Below are 21,395 nucleotides of genomic sequence, written 5' to 3'. Positions count from 1 at the left end.
GGGGCACACAGGTGGACGAAACCCCGCTGGGCCGCGCGGAGGCCATGTACCGCGAGGACCGCACCTGCCAGGACCTCGGCATCACGGTCGACGGCATCGCGGAGGGCAGGGCCACCGCCCGCCTGCGTCTCGCCCCCACGATGGTCAACGGCCACGGCACCGCCCACGGCGGCTACCTCTTCCTCCTCGCCGACGTGGCCTTCGCCTACGCCTGCAACACCCGGGGCGCGACCACGGTCGCGCAGGCCGCCCAGGTGACGTTCCTGCGCCCGGCCGGGGCCGGCGACGACCTCGTCGCGGAAGCCGTCGAACGCTCCCGGTCCGGCGCCAACGGCATCTACGACGTCACCGTCCGCCGCGACGACGGCACGGTGATCGCCGAGTTCCGCGGTCAGAGCCGCTCCCTGCCCAAGCGAGCCGAACAGAGATGAGTGCGATGACTGACATCCGTCCCTTCGACCGCCGGGCACTCGAGGTCACCGAGGCCATCGTCGACCAGGTCAAGCCGGACCAGCTGGGCCTGCCCACGCCCTGCGCGCAGTGGTCCCTGCGGCAGCTGCTGGCCCACATGGCCGGCCAGAACCACGGATTCGCGGCCGCCGCCGACGGCGAGGTGTCCGACGACTCCGTCTGGGCGGACCGGCCGGTGGACGACGACCCGGCGGGGGTCTTCCGCGCCTCCAGCCGGCGGGTCACCGCCGCGTTCGCCCGTGAGGGCGTGCTCGACGGCGAGTTCTGGCTGCCGCAGGTGCGCGGCGGCCAGATGTTCCCCGCGCGCACCGCGATCGGGTTCCACTTCGTCGACTACGTCGTGCACGGCTGGGACGTCGCCGCCACGCTCAGCATCCCCGCCCCCTTCGACGAGGAGACGCTCACGGCCGTACTGCCCTACGTGGAGGAGGTGCCGGACGGACCGAACCGGCGGGCACCGGACGCGTCCTTCCGGCCCGCCCTGCCGGTCCGGGACGGCGGCCCGCTGCTGGACCGCGTCCTCGCGCTGCTGGGCCGCTCACCGAAGTGGCCCGCGTAGCCGCGTGACACCGGCCGGACCGGCGGACGGCGCCACGACCGCCGTCCACCGGCCCGGCGGCCGCGACGGTCCGGCAGCGGTCCTCCGCCGGCCCGGCCCCCCGCCTCAGCCCCGCCCCGGGACCGTCGCCCGCCGGAGGCCGGCCGCCGTGTCCGGCACCGTTGCCCGTGTGCCGCCCGGCGTCGCCGGGTCACGCCGACCGGTCGAGCAGGACCTCCTTCTCCGCGCCGAGCTGCCGGCCGCAGTAGGCCAGGGCGCGGATGCGCGCGTTCTCCTCGGTGGTGCGCCACACGAGGGCCACCGACGTCGTCGGCAGGTCCCGGATCGGGACGAAGGCGACGTCGGGCTGGGCGTAGTAGCGCGCCACCGACTCGGCGAGCGGCGCGACGCCCTGGCCCGCCGCCGTCAGCGACAGGATCTCCTGGCAGGTCCGCACCTCCTGCCCGAGCCGCAGCGTACGGCCCGCCGGGGTCACCAGCGGCACCTGGTGGTCACGCCAGTAGCTGGGCGCCGTGTTGGCGAGGCGGAAGACCGTTTCCCCCGCGATGTCCTCGATGCGCACGGAGACGCGGCCGGCCAGCGGGTGGTCCAGCGGCACGGCCAGCACCCGGGGTTCGTGGCCGAGGACCGGACCGACCGTCAGATCCGGCTCGCGGATGGGCAGCCGGGCCACCAGCATGTCCACCTCGCCGCGCCGCAGCGGCCCGAGCAGGTCGACGCAGGGCACCTCGCGCAGGACGATCCGGCACTCGGGGGCGTAGGTGCGCGCCGCCCGGATCAGCTTGGCCGCGTACCCGCCGCCGGCGGCGCCGGTGAAGCCCAGCCGGGTGGTGCCCGCCGTGCCGCGCGACTGGGCGACGGCCTCGCTGTACGCGTCGTTCAACTGCTCGTACAGCGGCCGCAGCCGGTCGATCAGCACCTGTCCCAGAGCGGTCACCCGCACGTGCCGGCTGGACCGGTCGAAGAGCTGCCCGCCCACCTTCTGCTCGGCGTCCCGTAACAGGCGGCTGACCCGGGACTGCGAGATGTGGAGTTCGTGGGCCGTGCGGCCGAAGTGAAGCTGCTCGCTGAGGGTGATGAGGCATTCGATCTCACGCAGTTCGAGCACTCCCTGCTCCCCCTAGTTCTCGATGCCACTGTTCATGGATACCTGGTCATATGAACGGAAAGCCATTCTTTCACTGAAGGCCGGGGACCGGCGGGGACACCGGAGTTCGGTGGATCACCGTCCCCGCCGGGTACGGCTCCCGGACCCGGAACGGGAGCGCGTCGCCGCCGGGCCGGCCGTACGCCGTCCGACGCCCCCGTCCGACGGACTCACCGCGGCGGGCCGTCCGCCAGGACCCGGCCGGCGAACTCCGCGAGCCGCGCCCGCATCCGCTCGCGCGGCACCCGCTCCTCGCCGGCGAGGTGCTCGACGAGGTCGGCGCGCGTGGCGGCGAGCAGGGCGTGGGCGGTGAAGCCGCTGTCGGGCAGGCCCGGGATCTCCTCCAGCACGGCCCGGAGCACACCGTGCCACCGCTCGTAGTGCCCGGCCCGGTACGGGCTGCCGTTCCCGCTCTCCTCCAGGGCCAGCGCGAGGCGCCGGTTGTCGAGTTTGAAGCACAGGACGGCGTCGAGCAGGGCGGTCACCCGTTCCCGCGGCTCGGTCCCGGGCCCCAGGGGCGGCGGGCCGGTCTCGACCGCTTCCCTGACCGGTTCGAGCCGTGCCTCGTACAGCGCGCGGAGCAGCCCGGCGCGATCCCCGAAGGCCCGGAAGAGCGTGCCCTTGCCGACGCCCGCCGCCGTGGCGATGTCGGCCATGGTGACGTCCTCGGGGCTCTCGCAGCGGGCGAAGAGGGTGTCGGCGGCGGCGAGGACGGCCTCCCGGTTGCGGGCGGCGTCCTTGCGGGACCTGGGCTCGGACATGGTGCTCCTCCGTTTGCAAAGCGGACCGGCGGTCCGTATCGTCGGTGACGTCGAAACGGACCCATGGTCCGGATTCTATGAGCTGGAGGACACCCATGTCCGCACCGACGTCCCCGGCGGAACTGTTCCGCCACAGCCTGCGACTGCTGCTCGACAAGAACATCCCCGCGTGGACCGAGCTGTGGGCCGACGACGGCGTGGCGGAGTTCCCCTTCGCCCCCGACGGCTGGCCCCGCCGGCTGGAGGGCAAGGAGGCCGTCGCCGCCTACATGCGCCCCTACCCCGACCACATCGACCTGCACGACTTCCCCGACCTGCGGATCCACCACACGACGGACCCGCGAACCGTCGTGGCCGAGATGCGCGGCGTCGGCCGCCTGGTGCGGACCGGCGCTCCCTTCGACATGACGTACATCGCCGTCGTGACCGTCCGGGACGGGCGCATCATCTCCTACCGCGACTACTGGAACCCCCTCGCCGTCCTGGAGAACGGCGCCGACTTCACCGGGAGCGGCCGATGACCACCACCGGCACCACGCTGGTCATCGGCGCCACCGGCACCACCGGCAGCCGCACCACCGCGCAGCTGACGGCGGCCGGCCACCGCGTCCGGGCCGCCGGCCGGCGGCCCCGCCCGGCCGCCGGCGCCGAGCCGGTCGTCTTCGACTGGTACGACCCCGCCACCCACGCCGCCGCCCTCGACGGCGCCGACCGCGTCTACCTCGTCCCTCCCGTGGGCGACCCCGATCCCGCTTCGGTCATGGTGCCGTTCCTGCACCGGGCCCGCTCCGCCGGCGTGCACCGCGCGGTGCTGCTCAGCGCCTCGGCCATTCCCGAGGGCGGCCCGGCGGTGGGAAAGGTGCACCAGGTCCTGCCCGAGCTGTTCGAACAGTGGGCGGTCCTGCGGCCCTCGTGGTTCATGCAGAATTTCACCGGCACGCACGCGCACGCCCGCAGCATCCGTGACGAGGGCGTCGTCCGGACCGCCACCGGAAGCGGCCGGGTGGGCTTCGTCGACGCCGAGGACATCGCGGCCGTCGCCGTCCGCGCCCTGACCGACGAGCGGGCCCCCTGCACCGACCTCGTCCTCACCGGCCCCGAGGCCCTGAGCCACGACGACATCGCCGCGATCGTCACCGAGGTCACCGGCCGGCCCGTGGTCCACCGCCGCCTGTCCCCCGAGCAGCTGCGCGACCACCTCGCGGGGGAGGTCCCCGTAGAGTTCGCCGCGCTGCTGGCAGGCCTGGACCTGGCCATCGCGCGAGGCGCGGAGGACCGCGTCACGGACACCGTCCAGCGCCTCACCGGCCGGCCCCCGGGCACCTTCCGCGCGCTGCTGCACAGGACCGCGAGGACGGGCGTCAGGCAGCGCCCGCCGGGCGTGCGCGGAGGTGGTCGCGGGTGACCCTGGTGATCTCGTGCCAGAACGGCACCGCGGTCAGGTAGAGGCCCAGGGCGCTGAGGATCCCCAGGGAGACGTCCACGCTGACGCGTCCCTGCCGGGCCCAGTAGACGTCCTTGAGGTCGAGCAGCAGGGCGAACTCGTCGGCGATCAGCGCCGTACCCGCGCCGTACAGGGCGCCGATCCCCGGGTGGCCGACATACGCGTCGTCACCGCGGACGGCCACCAGCCCGACCCCCGCGAGCGTGGCGATACCGAAGTTGTAGTGGTGCAGGTGTGTCCGGTCGGCGGAGACGTTCCCCCAGGGCAGCCAGCCGCCCCGGATGCCGTGGGTGATCAGCCGTGCCGTGCCGAAGGTGCAGCCGAAGCCGAGCCAGGCCGCCATGAGCGAGCGCTGGGTGGGCACGGTGTGCTGGTGCAGCGCCCGGCGCCAGCGTTCCCGCAGGGGCAGGCGCCGGCGGGGGCCCGAGTGCCGGGACGTGCGCGCTGAGGCCATGCTCGCTCCTGATCGTCGCCCGAGTGACCGGGGACCCGCGCGGACGCGCCCGGACACCGGCCAGACCTACCACCGAGCGGCCGGCCTGAAGCCGGGGCGTCCCCTGGACGGCGCAGTGTGAGAGGGCGTCGGCAGGGGCCGGCGTCCTCGCCCTTCACGGCCTCCTCACTCCTCGCGGGCCCCTTCGCTCCCTGCGGTCCGGTCACTCTCCTCGCCCCCTCGGGTCCCTGCGCCCCCTGCGGGCCCTCCGGCGCCCGCGGCCCCTGCCGCCAGGACCGTCACCTCCGAGTCGTAGGCCACGGCCAGCCGGCCGTCGGGTGCCAGTGCCACGGCGCCGACCGGGGCGGTCACCACCACGTCGGGGCCGACCTGTTCCCGGCCGGCCAGGTCCCACACCCGGACCCGGCCGTCACCGCCACCGGTGAGGGCGACGGCGCGGCCGTCCAGGACGGCCGTCGTCAGCGCGGAGGCATGGACGTCGTGCACCGCCAGGTCCCCGGCGAGGGCCGTGCCGGTCGCCAGGTCCCACAGCCGCAGGACCGCCTTGTCGCTCACGTCGCAGAGGGTGACCAGGACGGACCTGCCGTCGAGGACCGCGGTCGCCACCGCTTCCACGTACTCGTCGGGTTCCTCCTCGTCCCCGTCACCGTCCGGCAGCGCGAGGACGGAGAAGGGCGTGCCGACCCGGGTGCCCGTCGCCGGATCCCGCACCAGGACCGCACCGGCGGCGTCGACGGTGACCACGACGGTCCGGCCGTCCAGCCGCGCGAACGCCGTGCCCTCCACGTCGTCGTCGTGGCCCGGCAGCGGGCCGTGCAGCAATTGACGGCTCGCCAGGTCCCATATGGCGACCTCCCCTCCGCCGTCGCCGGTGACCAGGACGGGCCGGCCGTCGAGCCGTGCCGTCGCGAGGGACGTGATGCCGCCGTCGGGCCCTAGCGGTTCTCCCGCCTGGGCGCCGGTGGCCGGGTCCCACAGCCGGACGGTCTCGTGGCGGGCGCCGGTGACCACGGTGGGGCGGCCCTCGATCTCCGCCGTCGCCACCGCCGTCAGCATGTTCGCGTGGCCGGTCAGCTCGCAGACCGGCTCGCCCGTGGCGAGGTCCCATATCCGGCCCGTGCCGCCCTCGTCGGCACTGACCAGGAGCGCCCGGCCGTCCAGCTCCGTCGTCGTGAGAGCGGCCACGAAGTCGCGATGACCGGAGGACGGGACGGGGCGCGCCGGGCCGGGGGACGGTTCCCACACCCGGATCTTCCCGTCCGCGCAGGCGAGGACGGCCAGGACCCGCCCCTCGGCCTCGGCGACGGCCACCGCGCCGATGTGGCCGGCGGAACCGGTGAAGACGGATCCCCGTTCCTCGCCGGTGGCCAGGTCCCGGACCCGGGCCACGCGCGCGGAGCCGCCGGTCACCACGTGGGGGCGGCCGCCCGGCCGTGCGAGCACCGCGCCCCGCGTGCCGCCGAACTCGCCGGCCTCGCTCGTGAGCATCGCGCCCACCTGCTCATTGCCCGCCAGGTCCCATACGACGACCTGACCGCCCAGGCTGCCGGCGACGCCGACCGGGCGGCCGTCCAGGACCGCCGTGCTCAGGCACTCCACCCCGGTGTCGTGCAGCCGCAGCGGCTGCTGGACCTGCTTGCCCTTGGCGAGGTCCCAGATCCGTACGGTCCCCTCCTTGTCGCCCGTGACCGCCACCGTGCGGCGGCCGATCACCGCCGTGGCCACCGCCCGCACCGCGGCGCCGTCGGCCAGGGGAGCGCCGGCCGGCCTGCCGGTGGCCGCGTCCCAGACCCGTACGACTCCCTCCTCGTCGCCCGTGACCGCCACCGCACGGCCGCGGACCACGGCCGTGGCCACCGCGGTCACCCAGCCGGAGTGGCCGGTCAGGGGCGGGCACACGGCCTGGCGGGCCGCCAGGTCCCAGAGGCGTACGGTCCGGTCGCGGCCCCCGCTGACCAGCAGCGTACGGCCGTCCACCGCGGTCACCGCCACCGAGGCCACCTCGCCCTCGTGGCCGCGCAGGGCCGCACCGCTCTCCTGGCCGGTGGTCAGGTCCCACACCCGTACCGCGCCGTCCGCGCCGCCCGTGACCGCGACCGGCCGGCCGTCGACCGTGGCCGTGGCCACGCAGGTCACCGGACCCTCGTGGGCCGCGGCGGTGAAGCGGAACCCGCCGAGCTGAGTGCCGGTGGACCATGCGACACGCCCCCACCGCGGTGCGGGCGCCTCCGGCAGCGCCACCGCGCTGATCCGCGCCGACAGCGCGGGATCCCCGCGCCGCGCGGCGTCCAGGGCCAGCACCTGGCGGCGTACGGCGGGTGAGGCGGGGCCGTGCAGTTCGGCCGAGGTGCGGTAGACGTCCGCGACCGGGCCCGGCGCCAGGTCGAGCAGGGGCAGCACGGTGGCCGGGTCGGCGGTGACCAGGAACCGGGCGTCCTCGCGCAGCGCGCCGGCCAGGCCGAAGGCGGCCTCCTGGCTCAGGCCCGGATCGGCTCCCTCGGCGGCGGCCCGCAGTTCACCGACCGCCCGCTCCGTGTCGCCGGACTGGGCGAGGAGTGTGCCGAGCACGAGCCGGGCGCGCTGCACGTGCCGGTGGTCCCCGGCCGCGGCCACCGCCCGCAGCCGCCGTTCGGCCTCCCGCAGGTCGCCCTCCGCGTGGTACATCCGGGCCACGTCGATCGCCACCGCCGCGGCGAGATGCGGGTCGGGATCCTCCTCGGCCACCGCCTCCAGGCAGGCCCTCGCCTCGTCGTACGCGCCGAGTTCGGCCAGCACGTCGCTCAGCTGTATCCGCGCCCGCGCCGCCATCGCCGTGCTGTCGACGGCCGTCGCCTCCTCGTACAGCGCGCGGGCTGCCGCGAGGTCACCGGCGCGCCGCATCAGCAGGGCGAGATCGAAGGCCGCGCGCGGCACGACGGACGCCTGCCCGGACTCGTGCGCCCGGCGCAGCAACGGCAGCGCCCGCTCGTCCTCCCCCGCCTCCGCGTACAGGTGGCCCAGGGAGAGCGACGCGTTCACCGCGACCCGCTCCACGTCACAGGCGGCGGCCAGGGCGAGTTGCTCGTACGCCCGCGCGAGGTCGCCCGTGCGGACGTGGATCACGCCCCGGTGGTAGGCGACGTCCGGCTCCGCCTGCGCTCCGGCGAGCGCCAGCGCGCGGTCCAGTGCCGCCAGGGCCTCGGCGTGGCGATCGTTCACCGTCTCCCACAGGCATGTGACGATCTCGGCCGCCGCCCGCAGGTCGGGCTGCCCGCCGGCCCGCGCGGCCTCGGCCAGCCGCAGCGCCTCCTCGACCTGCCCGTCGTTGATCAGGCCGTCCAGCCGCTCCGTCAGGCTCCGGTAGGTCATGCCCATCGTCGCCAGCGTGCCCTGGAGGGCGTCGAGGTTCTGCCGCACGCGTCGCTGCCGCCTCCCGCGCAGCCAGCCTCCGCGTCCGCCCGAGTCGTTCATCGCCGCTGTTCCTCCCCTTGACCGGTTGACCAAGCAGCCTACGCCCGGCTCCCCAGGTGGGTCCGGCCCTGGGGCGGGACGGTGGGCAGGCGCCGCGGGCGCACTGCCTCGACCGCAACGCCGTTGTGTGGCGCGGAAGGTGACGTGGGATCAGGAACAGCCGCTGAACAACCGGTCAAGGCCTACGGCGTCCGAGCGTGCGGCCGGCTCGGACCCCGGCCGGCGGCCGGCGGGAGGGGGCGGCCCCCGCCCGGTCGCCCCGGCCGCCGCCCCGCCCCCTCCGCGCCGCCTTCCTCAGCGTCGCAGCGTCGCAGCGCCGCAGCGCCGCCGTGTCGCCGGGCTCGCCGTCCGGCCGTGCGGCGGGATCAGTCGAGCTCGAGCAGGAGTTCGCTCAGTTCGGCGGGCATGGTGATCATGCAGTCGTGCCCGGTGGGCAGTTCCCGGACGCGCGCCGGAGAACCGTTGGGCTGAATCGCGGGAACGGGCCGCCGTACGATGCCGTCCGGCCGCCCGCCGACGCAGTGGATGTGCGTACGCGGGACCGCGCGCAGGGCCGGGTTGTCCAGCCGGACCGGTTGCTGCAGGCAGCGCACGGGCTGGTCGGAGAGCATCGAGCGCAGCCAGGCCACGTCCACCGGATCGGTGACCCCGAACAGGCCGAAGGGAGCGGGCAGTTCGGGCAGCGGCGGAACGCGCCACCCGCTGCCCGACGTCATGGCCCGGTCGATCAGGTCGCGGGTCACGGGCTGGACGTCGGCGGCGGTCTCGCCGTGCTCCGGGACCATCGCGTCGAGGTACACGAGGTGCGCGATCCTGTCCGGGACCTCGTTGGCCGCGGAGGAGATGACCAGCCCCGCGTAGCTGTGCCCCACGAGGACCACGTCGGTCAGGTCCTCCTCGTCGATCAGCCGCAGGACGTCCTCGACATGGGTGTCGAGACCCACGCCGGGACCGAGCAGGTGCGCCTTGCCGCCGTAGCCGGTCAGCGAGGGGGCGAGCACACGGTGTCCCGCCGACTCCAGCAGCGGGACCACCCGCTCCCAGCACCGGCCGCTGTGCCAGGCGCCATGGACCAGCAGGTATGTCGACGTCATGGGAAGACGGTCTCCCTCTTCGGGGCGAGGAGGCACGCGGACATGGTGGTTCCTTCTGGTGCCTCGGTACTCTTCGAGAACCGCAATCATCGTGGCGCGCCCGTCACGTTCCGACAATCAGGCACTTTTCGGTGCCCCGGTTCCCAGGAGGTAACCATGAGCGCAGCGGACGGCGAGCCGTGGCCGGCGGGGGAGGACCCCTGCCGGACCCGCGAAGTGCTCGACATCGTCGGCAACAAGTGGTCACTGCTGGTCGTGCGCAACCTCAGCGAGGGACCGCGCCGCTTCACCGAACTGAAGCGTGCCATCGACGGGATCAGCCAGCGGATGCTCACCGTCACCCTGCGCGGCCTGGAACGTGACGGCATCCTGACCCGCACCGTCCGCAACGTCATGCCGCCGCACGTCACCTACGCCCTGACCCCGATGGGCCGGACGCTCCGCGAAGCCACCCTGCCCCTGCTGGAGTGGAGCACCGCGCACCTGGCCCACATCGACACCGCCCGCGCCGAGTACGACGCCCGCCCTCCGGCCCCGTCCGCCTAGGGCTTCGGGTGTCCGGCCCCCGTCGGCGCGGCGCCGACGGGGGCCGGACGCGGCCGCGCGCGGGCGTGTGCCGGTGAGGGGGCCAGGTCAGTGGGTGAAGGTGAACCAGTTGACGTTCACGAACTCGACGCTGCTCTCCGCGAACGTCAGGTAGAGGTCGTGGACACCGGTGACCGCGCGGGTGACGTTGGCGGGCACGGTGCGCCAGCTCTGCCAGCCGCCCGTGGAGCCGAGGTCGATCTCGGCGATCTGCGGTCCGGTGGCGCTGTCCACCCGGACACGGATCGCGCCGCTGACGCCGGCGCCGACTCCGGAGGCGACCCGGGCCAGGAACTGCGCCGGGGACGCGGTCCCGAAGTCCACCGAGGCGTACTTCAGCCAGTCCCCGGCCGCGAGGTAGCCCACGTCGCGGCCGCCGCCGGTGTCGGTGCAGGTCTCGGTCTGCGTGCCGTTCTGGGCGGTGTACTGCTCCGCCTGGATGGTCGAGTAGGCGCTCGTGCCGCCACCCCCGGGCGGCGGCACCGTTCCTGAGCCGCCGGGGCCCAGGGTGATGGTCCAGGAGGTGGGGGCGGGGTCCTGGAGGTGGCCGTCGACCGGCGCGCTGCCGGTGGGGCCGACGTCGTCGTAGGGGAAGGCGTAGCCGATGGCCGCGTACTGATGCACCAGGCGGGCGTAGTGGTTGGTGACCGACTCCGTGTAGTACTGGGCGGGGGTGACTCCGTTCGGCTGCGACGCGCCTCCGGGGACCAGGAGGCTGGAGCGGTTGAGAGCGGCGGCGAGGCGCGCGGCGACGGCGGCGCGGGCGTCGGGCCCGGAGTTGTACAGCGGCCCGCTCGCGCAGCCGAAGATGTCGGCGGCGGAGGGCTTGGTGAAGGGCACCCCGTGGGTGTCGAGCCCGGCGAAGGTGAGCACGTCGCCGCTGACGGTCCCGGAGTACGCGCCGATGGACCCCTGGCCGTCCACGGTGAGGGTGTGGGTGCGGTAGTAGTCCCACACGCGGTCCAGGTACGGCCGCCAGTACGCGCCGAAGTCCGTGGGCGCGTGGGAGGGCGCCAGCACGCGCAGCACCGTGCCCGCGGAGTCGGTCGCCACCAGCTGGTCCCAGGGTGCCCCGTCCGCCGCGTGCTGGGCCCGCAGCCCCGAGGCGATCGAGGCCAGGGCCCCCGAGGGCAGCGCGGGCACCGACTGGTTCCCGGCGGCGCCGGTGGTGGCCATCGAGACGGGCAGGGCGACCATGTCGACGTAACTGACGTTGGCGTACAGGTTCGCCGCGTTGTAGGTGAACTCGCAGAACGTCCAACCGGTCGTCCAGTTGGGGTCGGTGCTGGTGAATCCGGGCTGCACCAGACCGGGCACGCCGCCGTTGCCGCCCGGCGGGTTGACGAAGAACTGGATCTTCCGCCCGGTCGAGAACCAGACGCGGCCGCCGATCACGTAGTCGCCGAGCGTCAGCCGGGTGGGCGCGGAACCCGTTCCGCCGAGCGCGATGGAGTAGTCGGGCACCGGTGTCAGGACCGAGGACGGACTCGGCAGCCGGTGGAAGACGCCGTCCGCGGTGACGAAACCGGGCCATCCGGAGGTGTCGGCACCGGATATGTAGGCGTAGACCGGTGCGGAGCCGCCCGAGTTGTCGGCGAGCGTGATCGGCAGGGCGGCGGCGGAGGCGCCCGCTTTCGCGCGGGCGGCGGTGGCGGTACCGGCGGCGGTCAGGGGCAGAGCGGTCGCGGTGGCCGCCGCGGCGGTGAGAAGGGCACGACGGGAGAGCACGAGGCCTCCTGGGTGGGTGTGGGGGCTGGCGCCTGGAGGGGAGGGGGAGGGGGAGCCGGAAGGCAGAAGAGGAGGAGGGGGGTGGGGAGCAGGGGGAGCCGGGGGTGGGGGTGGGAGCGCTACCACTATTGGACTGCACCAATTGGCGGGTCAAGAGGCGTGCGGCAGGGGGCAGTCGGGGGCCGTCCGCCGCCGTTCGCCGACACCACCCCGATGGACCTGCTCACGGAGCGAATCTTGAGAGACGCTTTGCGAAGTACCGGGGAACCCGTCCCCATGCCTTCACCGTCTGACAGGGGAGTGAGCCTGGCAGGGGAGTGGGCCCGTCGGGATCGGAGTCGAGAGAGCGAGGCAGGGAATGGGACGGCGCAGGGGCGGCATAGGGATCGCACTCGTGATGGGCGCGGTGCTGGTGGGCGCGAGCGCCTGTGGGCACGACGGCGGTGACCGGGCGACCGGTGCCGACGCGAAGGGTTCGCAGAAGCCGGGCGCCGGTGCCAGTGCCTCCCCGTCACCGACGAAGCCCGCGGGGCCGCCGATGCTGCTCGAGACGATCACCCCGCAGACGGGCACCACCGTCGGGGTGGCCATGCCGATCTCGGTGGTCTTCAGCAACCCGGTGGCGCCCAAGGCCCGGGCCACGGTCGAGAAGCACATGAAGGTCAGCGCCTCGCGGCCGGTGGCGGGTGCCTGGCACTGGTTCGGCGACAAGCGCGCCGACTGGCGGCCCGAGAAGTACTGGCCTTCCGGTACGACGGTGAAGATCGACGCCGACCTGACCGGCGTCGCCAACGGCAACGGCCGCTACGGCGTGCACGGTTACACGCACACCTTCAAGATCGGTGACGACGTGCGCGCGGCCGTCTCGGTGCGCGGCCACACCATGAAGGTGACCCGCAACGGCAGGGCGGTCCGCACCCTGTCCATCAACGCGGGCAGCGCCCAGTACCCGACGTGGAACGGCACGATGGCCGTCATCGACAAGCAGAAGAAGGTCCACATGACCTCCTGCAGCGTCGGCATAAGCTGTGACAAGGGCAGCCCCAACTTCTACGACCTGACGCTGCCGTGGGACGTCCACCTCACCCAGTCCGGCACCTACGTGCACTACTCGACCGGCGACCCCCAGCCGGGCAGCGGCAGCGCCCGCGGCTCGCACGGCTGCGTCCACCTCTCCCTGTCGGACGCCAAGTGGTTCTACGACCAGGTCAAGCAGGGCGATCCCGTCACCATCACCGGCTCGCCCCGCGCCGAGGCGGACCCCGACAACGGCTACGCCGACTTCAACCTCGGCTGGGACAAGTGGCTGGCGGGCAGCGCGTCGGGGGAGAGCACGACCGCCTCGCTGTGACGCGTCGCGCCCGGGGACCGCGCGACCGTCCGCAGGTCCCCGGACGGCGGGCCTCACCTCCGTCTCGCGTCCGGACGGCGGGCCGCAGTCTGTCTCGCGCTCGCGCCCGGACGGGCGGGGCCGCACGCGTGGGTGTGTGCCCGTGCGTGAGGGTCTCCCAGGGGGTCGGTGCCCCGGCGGCGCGGCTCGCGCGTGCGTCCGTGCCCGGGCGCGGGCCCCGATGCGTGCGTCCGTGCCCGCGCGGCGGGCCCTCACGCGTGGGTCGCGTCCGGGCCGGCGTGGCCGGCCGTCCAGCGGTCGACGCGAGCCCACTGCGTGAGCAGCCACTCGCTGCGGGCGTCGTCCCCGGCGGGCACGTGGCTCGCCGGTACGCGCCACCAGTGCGCGCGCACGCTCTCGCGCAGTGGCAGCCGGCTCCAGACGGTGCGGACCGAGTGGACGGCATCGAGGCCGGTGTGCGCCACGAAGACCACGTCGGCCGTGGGCGCGGCGGCGATGGCGGCGAGAGCACCGGCGTCCCGCGGCGGCAGGACGTGGTGCATCCGCTCCGCCCGCCGGGCCCGCGCCGCCGCCCCCCGGCGGCGCAGCGAGGCGATGGCGCGCCTGCGGCGGCGCGGGGTGAAATTGCCGCCCTCCGGAAACAGTACGAGGGCGTCGCCCGGGCCCAGCCCCGCCGCCAGGTCCCCGATGGCGTCCTGGTCCCGGCCGCCGGAGGAGGGCAGGAAGCAGTGGGGGACCCGCCCGACGAGGACGTCGAGAGCGGGATCGGCGCGCAGGACCCGCTTGAGGACGGTGTGGGGCCGCAGCCCGGCCCGGCTGAGCAGCGTCTGCAGCAGCAGGAAGGAGTCACCGGTCCCGGCGTGCCGCGCGAGGACCAGGACGGGCCCCGCCGCACCCCCGTTCCCGTCCGGCAGCGGGGGCGTCACCTCCACCCGGAGCCGGAAGAGCCGCTCGCCCGCCCGCCGCAGCACGCTCAGCAGCCTCTCCAGCACGGCGAACGCGTCCGCGGCGCGCTGCTGCCCGCCCTCCCGCCCCCCGGCCGGCCGACGCGCCCACAGCCAGGCGGCGGCCACCAGCCCGGCCAGGTCCACCAGGAGGTACAGCAGGGCGAAGCACGCGATCCGCACCGGCCTCCAGGGGCCCCGGGTGGCGAGCGAGACCGGCGCGCCCAGCAGGGCCGCGGCCACGGCCAGCGCGGCCACCACGGGCAGGAGGGCGAGCAGCAGCGCCGTGGTGAGGGTCCGGCGCAGCCCGGTCACCAGCGGGCCGGTGAGCCGTGCCGGGCCGCCCGCACGCGCACCCGGGGCGGTCATGGCGGGCCGTCGGACGTGCCGTCGGCCGCGCCGTGGGCGTGGCCGAGGGCGGCGTCGAGGTACTGAGAGGAGGCCGCGTAGGCGCGCTCGATGCGCTCGGCGGTCCGCCCGAAGCTGCGGTGCCGCAACTGCCGCAGGGTGCCGGTGCCCTCCTCCGGGGCCGAGCCCGACGGCAGCACGCGGACCGTGACGCCGGGCGGCAGGTCCGCCATGTCGCGGGCGAACCGGTGCCGGCGGGCGATCTCGAACGCCACCAGCGCCACCTCCCAAGGGGCGCGCGGCGGTGAGAGCGGGCGTTCGACGCGGCCGACCTGAAGGACGTAGACCTCCCGCGCGCCGAGCGCCACCGCGCGGCCGACGGGGATGCTGTTGACCAGGCCGCCGTCGACGTAGTGCTCGCCGTCGAGCCGGACGGGCGGCAGCAGCCCGGGCACCGCGCAGGAGGCGAGTACGGCGTCCACCAGCGGACCGGCGGCGAACCAGTGCTCGGCGGCCCGTTCGATGTTCGCCGCGACGCACTGGAACGGCAGGGCCAGCTCCTCGACCCGCGTCACCGGGAGGTGGCAGGTGAGGAGGTCGCGCAGCGGCGTGGGGTGGTACAGGTGGGTGCCGCTGCGCACGGCGGTGCCCAGCCGCCCGAGCAGCGATCCGGAGAACACGCCTGCCCGCCCCAGACCGGTCCACAGTTCGGCGAGCCGGGCCACCGACGCGCGCGACGGGTCGGCCGCGACGGCGGCACCGTTGATCGCGCCGACGGACGTGCCGACGACCAGGTCCGGGTACACACCGGCGGCGAAGAGGGCCTTCAGCATGCCGACCTCGTAGGCGCCCAGCGCACCGCCGCCGCCCAGCACGAAAGCACGGGCCGGCGGGCGGGCGGATCGGCTGTCCTCCATGACCGAAGAGTGCCCCCGAACGGCCTCGCAAACCGGAGGCGGCCCCCGAACGGTCCGTGCCTCCCCCCGCCGGTGCCGCCGCGGGTCAAGGCGAGGCCGCGGCGCGGCAGTTCCGCGAAGGACCCGCTCAGAGCTGCGGACAAAAGGGGATGCCGCGAGCCGGGCACCCCTTTTGTTCGCGGCTCTCAGTCGTCGTAGACCGTGCCGGGCGCCGGGGTCCGGCCGGTCAGCAGGTACGTGTCGATGGCGTCCCGGGTGTGACTGGTGCCGTGGGCGAGGTAACTGGTGTGGCCGTCGCCCTCGCGGGTCACCAGCACGCTCGACGCCAGCCGGCGGTGCAGCCGCAGCGCCCACGGGTACGCCGTCGACGGGTCGTGGGTGGCGTTGGTGATCAGGATGGGTGGCGCGTCGCGGACCCGGAGCGGACGCGGCGGGTTCACCACGGGTGCCGGCCAGCCCGCACATCCGGTCAGAATGGTCCACGACTGGGACGCGCCGCCGAGCCGGGGCGCGGACGCCTCGCCGAGCCGCCGCAGCCGGCGCAGGTCCGCCAGGGTCCGGACCGGCGTCGGCCAGTCGAGACACTCCACCGCGATGCCGCTGCCGTTCATGACGGCGTCGCTCGGCCCGGCGGCGAGCGCGGGCGAGAACGCCGAGGCGTCACCGTCCGCGGCCTGCCGCAGGGCGAGGGCCGCGTTGTCGCGCCGGGCCGGGAAGAGCAGCAGGTTCTGCAGGTTGAACCGGATGTCCTCCCCGGTCACGGTCGCACGGCAGTCACCCGCCTCGGCGCACTGCGGGGCCGGCAGCGGCGTACGGTCCGCGGCCGCGACCAGGGTGCCGACCAGCCGCCGCACGTCGGTGCCGTGCAGGGCGCAGGACGGGGTGTGCGCACACCAGTCGGCGAACCGGTCGAAGGCGTCCTCGTAGGCGTGCGCCTCGTCGCGGAACAGGCTCGTCGTCCGCAGCGAGTGGTCGAGCGCGCCGTCCAGCGCGAGTGTCCGGATGTGCTGCGGGAACAGCGCGGCGTACGTGGCACCGAGCTGCGAACCGTAGGACAGTCCCAGGTAGTTGAGCCTGCCCTGGCCGAGCGCCCGGCGCAGCGCCTCCAGGTCGCGTGCGGCGCTGACCGTGTCGACGTGGTCCACGAGCGGCCCGGTGAGCCGGCGGCAGCTCTCGCCCAGTTCCCGGTTGCGGGTGACCAGGCGCTCGAAGGCGGCCTCGTCCTGCGGGAAGAGGGAGACGCGGCGGTTGAGCAGCGCCGGATCGCAGCGCACCGGGGTGCTGAGCCCGATGCCGCGCGGGTCCAGGCCGATCACGTCGAAGTGCTCCCGGGTGGCGGCGGAGAACACCTTGGTGCCGAGGGACTCGGCGTAGACGACCCGCGTCCCCGAACCGCCGGGTCCGCCCGGATCGAAGAAAAGGCTGCCCACCGGGTGCGCACCGGTCGCCGGGAGACGGTCCACGGTCACCGTCGTGGTCGGGCCCTCGGGGTGGGCGTAGTCCACCGGCACCTGGATCGAGGCGCACCGCAGTTCCTGTGGCGCACCGGGGAACGGGCACGCCCGCCAGTGGAGGGCCGCCGTCCCGGGACGGGAGCCGGCGGGCCCGGCCGCCGTGGCCGTCCCGGCAGCGGTAGCCGCAGTCGCAGCCATGGCCGCAGTCGTGGCCGTGGTGGCCGACCCGGCCGCCGCGGTCGTGGCGGCCGTCGCCGTCGTTCCGTCAGCCACACCCGTGGCCGTCGCGGCCGCCCCGGCAGCAGCAGTTCCGGCCGCCCGGGCGGTCGTGGCCGTCGCGTCCGGCGCCGCGAGCAGCGCCGTCACGACGGCCGCCGCCGTGGCGAGCCCGGCTCCCCGCAGCGCCCACCCCCGGGCCGGTGGCCGTCCCCCGGGCGCCGGGCGCTGCGTCGCGCCGGCCCTTCCTGGCGCGCCAGTGACACGTGGTGAAGTGGTCATGCCGGTCACTATGGCGCGACGGGACACTCAAGTCACCGTTGCGCGCCGGAGGTTGAGGCCGGACCCCCGTAGCGGCAGCGCACGGTCAGCGGACGCGGCCGCGCCCCGGTGGCACCGCCGGGGCGCGGCGGGGGTCAGGGTCAGCCGGGCAGGTCGCCGGTGTAGCGGTAGATGTTCCCGGCGGAGTTGACGCCCCAGACGGTGCCGTCCGCGCCCGTGCCGATGTCGGTGAGCGCGCCGGGGATCTGCACCCACGGGTTCGCGTCGTTGTTGGTGTAGTGGTAGATGTTCCCGCCCGCGTTCACGCCCCACACCGTGGTGCGCGATCCCGCGGAGACCGCCTTCAGGCCGCCGCTGATCTGCTTCCAGTGGTTGGTGTCCTGGTCGCCGGTGTAGCGGTAGATGTTCCCGGCGGAGTTGACGCCCCAGACGGTGCCGTCGGCGCCCGCGCCGATGTCGGTGAGCGCGCCGGGGATCTGCTGCCACGGGCTGGCGTCGTTGTTCGTGTAACGGTAGATGTTCCCGGCGCTGTTGACTCCCCAGACGTTGGTCCGGGACCCCACCGCGATCCGTACGAGAGCGCCGCTGATCTGTTTCCAGTGGTTGCTGTCCTGGTCGCCGGTGTAGCGGTAGATGTTCCCGGCGGAGTTGACGCCCCAGACGGTGCCGTCGGCGCCCGCGCCGATGTCGGTGAGCGCGCCGGGGATCTGCTGCCACGGGCTGGCGTCGTTGTTCGTGTAACGGTAGATGTTCCCCGCCGAGTTCACTCCCCAGACGCTGGTCCGGGACCCCACCGCGATCCGGACCAGGCCACCGCTGATCTGCTTCCAGTCGGCCATGCGGACGACTCCTTTCCGCTCAGGGACGATGCACCCGGAGGTTCCCCCAGCGGAACGATTCTCCTGATAAGCGAATCTAATGGCCGGTCGTCCTTGTTGTCTGGAACGATGTGTTTGCGCAGGTGGTCGCCGTGTGCGGCAAGGCCGCCGTACACATCGCCCACCTGTCAAGGTGACGCGAATCGTGCTCGCTCGTGTGGGGCACTGCCGGGTGATCTGTTGACGCTCCCGGTCCCGCCGGACGACGGTGGGCAACGGTGGACGGGGGCCCCTTGCGCGAGACGACGTCTCATGACTGGCGGCGGAGGGCCGTGCGGACCCCATCGGAGCATGACCGGCGCCGAAGGGGGACGATGAAGAACAATACCCGCAGCCCCGCGCCACGGCGGCTCGGAGCGCCGGGGGCGGCACGGGCCCTGTCCGATCCGTTCAAGAGGACGGTGCCGGCGGCCCGCTACCGTGACGGCCATGAACAGCACCGGCAACGCATCACGCCACCTCGGCGTCCGCATCGACCGCAGTGCCGAGGACGTCTACGCGTACGCTTCGAACCCGGCCAACCTGCCCGCGTGGGCCGAGGGGCTGGGAGATTCCATCGAGGAGACCGACGGCCGATGGGTCGCGCCGTCCTCTCCCATGGGGCGGGTGGAGGTCGCCTTCACGCCACGCAACGAACTGGGCGTGCTCGACCACGACGTCACCCTGCCCTCGGGGGAGACCGTCCACAACCCGGTCCGGGTGATCGCCGACGGCACGGGCAGCGAGGTGGTGTTCACCCTGCGCCGGCAGCCGGGGACGAGCGACGACGACTTCGAGCGGGACGCCGGCATGGTCGCCGCCGACCTCGCCCGGCTCAAGAAGCTGATGGAGTCCGCCTGACCTCCTGCCGCGGCACACCCCGGCCGGCCTCCTCGTCCCGGACGGAAGGGGCCGGCCGCTCCCGGCCCCAGGCGGCCAGCGGCCCGAGAGCGTCGTTGAGGCGCGTGCCGTCCTCGGTCAGCGAGTACTCGACCCGGGGCGGCACCTCGTCGTAGGAGACGCGGCGCACCACCCCGTCCGCCTCCAGCTCGCGCAGGTGGGAGGCGAGCACCTTCTCGGTGATCCCCGGCAGCAGCCGGCGCAGCTCGCCGAAGCGACGGCAGGGGTGCTCGTGCAGCGCCCACAGGATCAGTACCTTCCACTTGCCGCCGATCACCTCCATCGCGGTGTCGATGCCGCAGACGTGTCCGTCTGCCGTGCCGGGCCGGTTCAGCGTCGTCATGCCCCACCCCTCCGACGTGCTCGCTCACCCCGGGGTAACCACCCACTCCCAAGTGCGTACTTGATCACCTCCGGGCGGGAGACCAGCCTAACCGGCATGACACAGACCCCTCTTGAGAAGACTGTCGAGAAGACCCCCCTCACCCTGCTGGGTCTCGGTGCCATGGGCACCGCGCTCGCCCGTGCCTGGCTCGCCGCGGGCCACCCCCTCACCGTCTGGAACCGCACACCGGGCCGCGCCGCGGCACTCGCCGCCGAGGGGGCGAGGGTCGCGGACACCGCCGCCGAGGCGGTCGCGGCGAACACCCTGGTCGTCGTCTGCCTGCTGGACGACCCCTCGGTCGGGGAGGTGCTGGCCGGCACCGACCTGACCGGCCGGGACGTGGTCAACCTGACCACCGGCACCCCCGCCCAGGCCCGCGCCCGCGCCGGCTGGGCCCGCGAGCGCGGCGCCCGCTACCTGGACGGCGGGATCATGGCCGTCCCTCCGATGATCGGTGTCCCCGAGGCCGGCGGCTACGTCTTCTACAGCGGCTCGCGGGAACTGATCGAGCGGCACCAGGAGACCCTGGGCGTCCCGGCCGGCACGACCTACGTCGGCGAGGACGCTGGATTCGCGGCCCTGCACGACGTGGCCCTGCTCAGCGCGATGTACGGGATGTTCGCCGGTGCCGCGCACGCCTTCGCCCTGATCCGCAAGGAGGACATCGACCCCGTGGCGTTCGCCCCGCTGCTGGCCGACTGGCTCGCGGCGATGGCCCCGGCGGTCCACCGGACCGCCGCCCAGTTGCGCAGCGGTGACTACACCGACGGCGTCGTCTCCCACCTCGCCATGCAGGTGGCCGGCACGCCGACCTTCCTGAGCACCGCCGAGCAGCAGGGGGTTAGCCCAGAACTGCTCGCCCCCTACTTCCGGTTGATGCGCCGCCGCCTGGCCGAGGGCAGCGGTGAGGAGGACCTGACGGGGGTGGTCGACCTGCTGGTGCGCTGACCGGCCGCCTGTCTCGGTGCCGCGCTGGAGGAATTGCGGCAGCGTGTGTTCCTCGCCGGTGACTACCACTGGGTGCGCGGCGGCGACTGGCTGTCCGAGGAGGAGCGCCGCCCGCGGCCGTCGACCCTGGACGAACTGTGGGCCGACGAGTGGGCGCAGCACTCCGGAACCCGCTCGATCCTCGATGTCTTCCACGTCCAGCGGGAGGACGAGGCGCCCGAGATCTGTGCGGTGCGGCCGGTGACCGCCGAGGAGGCCCGCAGGGCCGCCGGCACCGACCGGCTGACCCACGCCCACCTGCCGGCGATCCAGGACCTCGCGCGCGAGCGCTGGTACGGCCGCTGCGCGGTCCTGCACGACGACCGGGGGACACCGCGGGAGATCTACTTCTGGGGCTGGTCCGGAGACTGAGGGCGCCGCCGGTTTCCGGAGCGCAGTCGCTCCCGCCGGTCCCCGAGCGCAGTCGCTCCCTGCGGTCCGCCTCGCTCCAGCCGGTCCATGTCGCTTTCGCGGTCTGTTCCGCTTCCGACGGTCCGCGTCGCTCCCTGCGGTCCGCGTCGCTCCCTGCTGTCCATGTCGCTTCCGCTGGTGCGCGTCACTCCCTGCGGTCCGTGTCGCTTCCGTTGGTCCGCTTCGCTCCCTGCGGTCCGCTTCCACCGCACCGTCGCCGCTTCGGCGGGCAGGGCCGCGCGGCCGGCCGGTACGGATCTCGACCGCGGAGGCGACCGGCCCGTATGGATCCCTCGGCCCGGCGACCGCCAGGCGGCCGGGTGTCGAGGGCGCGGCACCGTGGGGCGCGCGGCAGCCCGCCGCCCCACGGGCCGACAAGCCTCGGAACGGCCCCCCGACCGAGGCCATCACCAGTGTTTACCTTTGCAATGCTTGCCTTTGCCAAGGTTTTGCGCCGCGCGGGCCGATTTAGGTGCCCGAGGCAATTAACCACCTCTATGGTTGTTACAAGCAACGAACGATTACGGAGGTGCGATGGCCGAGCGGGCGCAGTACGAGGAGCTTGCGCGTCAGCTCAGCGCCGTCGGCGCCGTGAAACGGGACCTGGGGCGGATCCTGCCGTCCGACTGCCCGGCCGGCTCCGCCGCCGT

The 21,395-nt window shown here is 74.2% G+C and carries 20 protein-coding genes and 1 pseudogene; 10 read left to right on the top strand and 11 right to left on the bottom strand.

Going from position 1 to position 21,395, the window contains the following annotated elements; translation table 11 throughout:
- The first annotated feature begins 44 nt into the window (after positions 1–44).
- On the top strand, positions 45–431 hold the full coding sequence (gene paaI, locus ABZ719_RS27440) for a hydroxyphenylacetyl-CoA thioesterase PaaI (protein ID WP_366727887.1): 387 nt from the start codon (positions 45–47) through the stop codon (positions 429–431).
- Positions 432–436: 5 nt separating this feature from the next.
- A complete protein-coding gene (locus ABZ719_RS27435) occupies positions 437–1,030 on the top strand; it encodes a TIGR03086 family metal-binding protein (protein ID WP_366727838.1) in 594 nt (197 codons plus the stop codon).
- 190 nt (positions 1,031–1,220) lie between these two features.
- On the opposite strand, the gene ABZ719_RS27430 is transcribed toward ABZ719_RS27435, so the two are convergent.
- Both ABZ719_RS27430 and ABZ719_RS27425 read right to left on the bottom strand, forming a co-directional pair.
- Positions 1,221–2,138: a LysR family transcriptional regulator gene (locus ABZ719_RS27430; RefSeq protein WP_366727837.1), complete on the bottom strand. Its 918-nt coding sequence runs from the start codon at positions 2,136–2,138 to the stop codon at positions 1,221–1,223.
- Positions 2,139–2,347: 209 nt separating this feature from the next.
- Positions 2,348–2,938 carry a TetR/AcrR family transcriptional regulator gene (locus ABZ719_RS27425; RefSeq protein ID WP_366727836.1) on the bottom strand — a complete coding sequence of 197 codons (591 nt, stop codon included), beginning with the start codon at positions 2,936–2,938 and terminating at the stop codon, positions 2,348–2,350.
- Positions 2,939–3,033: 95 nt separating this feature from the next.
- Here ABZ719_RS27425 and ABZ719_RS27420 point away from each other — a divergent pair, with 95 nt between their 5' ends.
- Positions 3,034–3,459 (top strand): nuclear transport factor 2 family protein, encoded by a 426-nt coding sequence (locus ABZ719_RS27420; RefSeq protein WP_366727835.1) that lies wholly within the window; start codon positions 3,034–3,036, stop codon positions 3,457–3,459.
- Positions 3,456–4,343 (top strand): NAD(P)H-binding protein, encoded by an 888-nt coding sequence (locus ABZ719_RS27415; protein WP_366727834.1) that lies wholly within the window; start codon positions 3,456–3,458, stop codon positions 4,341–4,343. Before ABZ719_RS27420 ends, ABZ719_RS27415 begins: the two co-directional genes overlap by 4 nt.
- Here the strand turns inward: ABZ719_RS27415 and ABZ719_RS27410 are convergent.
- The 3 genes from ABZ719_RS27410 to ABZ719_RS27400 all read right to left on the bottom strand — a co-directional run bounded on the left by ABZ719_RS27410 (position 4,300) and on the right by ABZ719_RS27400 (position 9,380).
- Positions 4,300–4,836, bottom strand: coding sequence for a hypothetical protein (locus tag ABZ719_RS27410; RefSeq protein WP_366727833.1), 537 nt, complete (start codon positions 4,834–4,836; stop codon positions 4,300–4,302). The genes ABZ719_RS27415 and ABZ719_RS27410 overlap by 44 nt on opposite strands.
- 165 nt (positions 4,837–5,001) lie before the next feature.
- The gene (locus ABZ719_RS27405; RefSeq protein ID WP_366727832.1) at positions 5,002–8,286 is read right to left on the bottom strand and encodes a tetratricopeptide repeat protein; all 3,285 of its coding nucleotides are present in this window, start codon (positions 8,284–8,286) and stop codon (positions 5,002–5,004) included.
- 365 nt (positions 8,287–8,651) lie between these two features.
- Positions 8,652–9,380, bottom strand: coding sequence for an alpha/beta fold hydrolase (locus ABZ719_RS27400; RefSeq protein ID WP_366727831.1), 729 nt, complete (start codon positions 9,378–9,380; stop codon positions 8,652–8,654).
- Between the two features lie 156 nt (positions 9,381–9,536).
- On the opposite strand from ABZ719_RS27400, the gene ABZ719_RS27395 reads away from it, so the two are divergent.
- Positions 9,537–9,926 (top strand): helix-turn-helix domain-containing protein, encoded by a 390-nt coding sequence (locus tag ABZ719_RS27395; RefSeq protein WP_366727830.1) that lies wholly within the window; start codon positions 9,537–9,539, stop codon positions 9,924–9,926.
- 87 nt (positions 9,927–10,013) lie between these two features.
- Here the strand turns inward: ABZ719_RS27395 and ABZ719_RS27390 are convergent, their stop codons facing one another.
- A complete protein-coding gene (locus ABZ719_RS27390) occupies positions 10,014–11,693 on the bottom strand; it encodes a beta-1,3-glucanase family protein (protein WP_366727829.1) in 1,680 nt (559 codons plus the stop codon).
- A gap of 358 nt (positions 11,694–12,051) precedes the next feature.
- On the opposite strand from ABZ719_RS27390, the gene ABZ719_RS27385 reads away from it, so the two are divergent.
- Positions 12,052–13,044 carry a L,D-transpeptidase gene (locus ABZ719_RS27385; protein ID WP_366727828.1) on the top strand — a complete coding sequence of 331 codons (993 nt, stop codon included), beginning with the start codon at positions 12,052–12,054 and terminating at the stop codon, positions 13,042–13,044.
- A 251-nt stretch (positions 13,045–13,295) separates the two neighbouring features.
- On the opposite strand, the gene ABZ719_RS27380 is transcribed toward ABZ719_RS27385, so the two are convergent.
- The 4 genes from ABZ719_RS27380 to ABZ719_RS27365 all read right to left on the bottom strand — a co-directional run bounded on the left by ABZ719_RS27380 (position 13,296) and on the right by ABZ719_RS27365 (position 18,044).
- Positions 13,296–14,357: a 1-acyl-sn-glycerol-3-phosphate acyltransferase gene (locus ABZ719_RS27380; protein ID WP_366727827.1), complete on the bottom strand. Its 1,062-nt coding sequence runs from the start codon at positions 14,355–14,357 to the stop codon at positions 13,296–13,298.
- Positions 14,354–15,253: a patatin-like phospholipase family protein gene (locus ABZ719_RS27375; protein WP_366727826.1), complete on the bottom strand. Its 900-nt coding sequence runs from the start codon at positions 15,251–15,253 to the stop codon at positions 14,354–14,356. Before ABZ719_RS27375 ends, ABZ719_RS27380 begins: the two co-directional genes overlap by 4 nt.
- Before the next feature lie 185 nt (positions 15,254–15,438).
- The gene (locus ABZ719_RS27370) at positions 15,439–16,905 is read right to left on the bottom strand and encodes an alpha/beta hydrolase (protein WP_366727825.1); all 1,467 of its coding nucleotides are present in this window, start codon (positions 16,903–16,905) and stop codon (positions 15,439–15,441) included.
- 440 nt (positions 16,906–17,345) lie between these two features.
- A complete protein-coding gene (locus ABZ719_RS27365) occupies positions 17,346–18,044 on the bottom strand; it encodes a tectonin domain-containing protein (protein ID WP_366727824.1) in 699 nt (232 codons plus the stop codon).
- 468 nt (positions 18,045–18,512) lie between these two features.
- Here ABZ719_RS27365 and ABZ719_RS27360 point away from each other — a divergent pair, with 468 nt between their 5' ends.
- Positions 18,513–18,923, top strand: a complete 411-nt coding sequence (locus ABZ719_RS27360; RefSeq protein WP_366727823.1) for an SRPBCC family protein — start codon at positions 18,513–18,515, stop codon at positions 18,921–18,923.
- Here the strand turns inward: ABZ719_RS27360 and ABZ719_RS27355 are convergent.
- The gene (locus ABZ719_RS27355) at positions 18,898–19,305 is read right to left on the bottom strand and encodes a helix-turn-helix domain-containing protein (RefSeq protein WP_366727822.1); all 408 of its coding nucleotides are present in this window, start codon (positions 19,303–19,305) and stop codon (positions 18,898–18,900) included. The two genes, ABZ719_RS27360 and ABZ719_RS27355, sit on opposite strands and share 26 nt — an antisense overlap.
- Positions 19,306–19,401: 96 nt before the next feature.
- On the opposite strand from ABZ719_RS27355, the gene ABZ719_RS27350 reads away from it, so the two are divergent.
- The 3 genes and pseudogenes from ABZ719_RS27350 to ABZ719_RS27340 all read left to right on the top strand — a co-directional run.
- Positions 19,402–20,295 (top strand): NAD(P)-binding domain-containing protein, encoded by an 894-nt coding sequence (locus ABZ719_RS27350; protein ID WP_366727821.1) that lies wholly within the window; start codon positions 19,402–19,404, stop codon positions 20,293–20,295.
- A 33-nt stretch (positions 20,296–20,328) separates the two neighbouring features.
- The gene (locus tag ABZ719_RS27345; protein ID WP_366727820.1) at positions 20,329–20,706 is read left to right on the top strand and encodes a hypothetical protein; all 378 of its coding nucleotides are present in this window, start codon (positions 20,329–20,331) and stop codon (positions 20,704–20,706) included.
- 573 nt (positions 20,707–21,279) lie between these two features.
- Positions 21,280–21,395: pseudogene (locus ABZ719_RS27340) on the top strand (MarR family transcriptional regulator); the annotation flags it as partial.

It is taken from the genome of Streptomyces sp. NPDC006743 (genome assembly GCF_040703815.1).
GTDB lineage: Bacteria > Actinomycetota > Actinomycetes > Streptomycetales > Streptomycetaceae > Streptomyces.
This window is presented reverse-complemented; position numbering and strand designations above follow the sequence as displayed.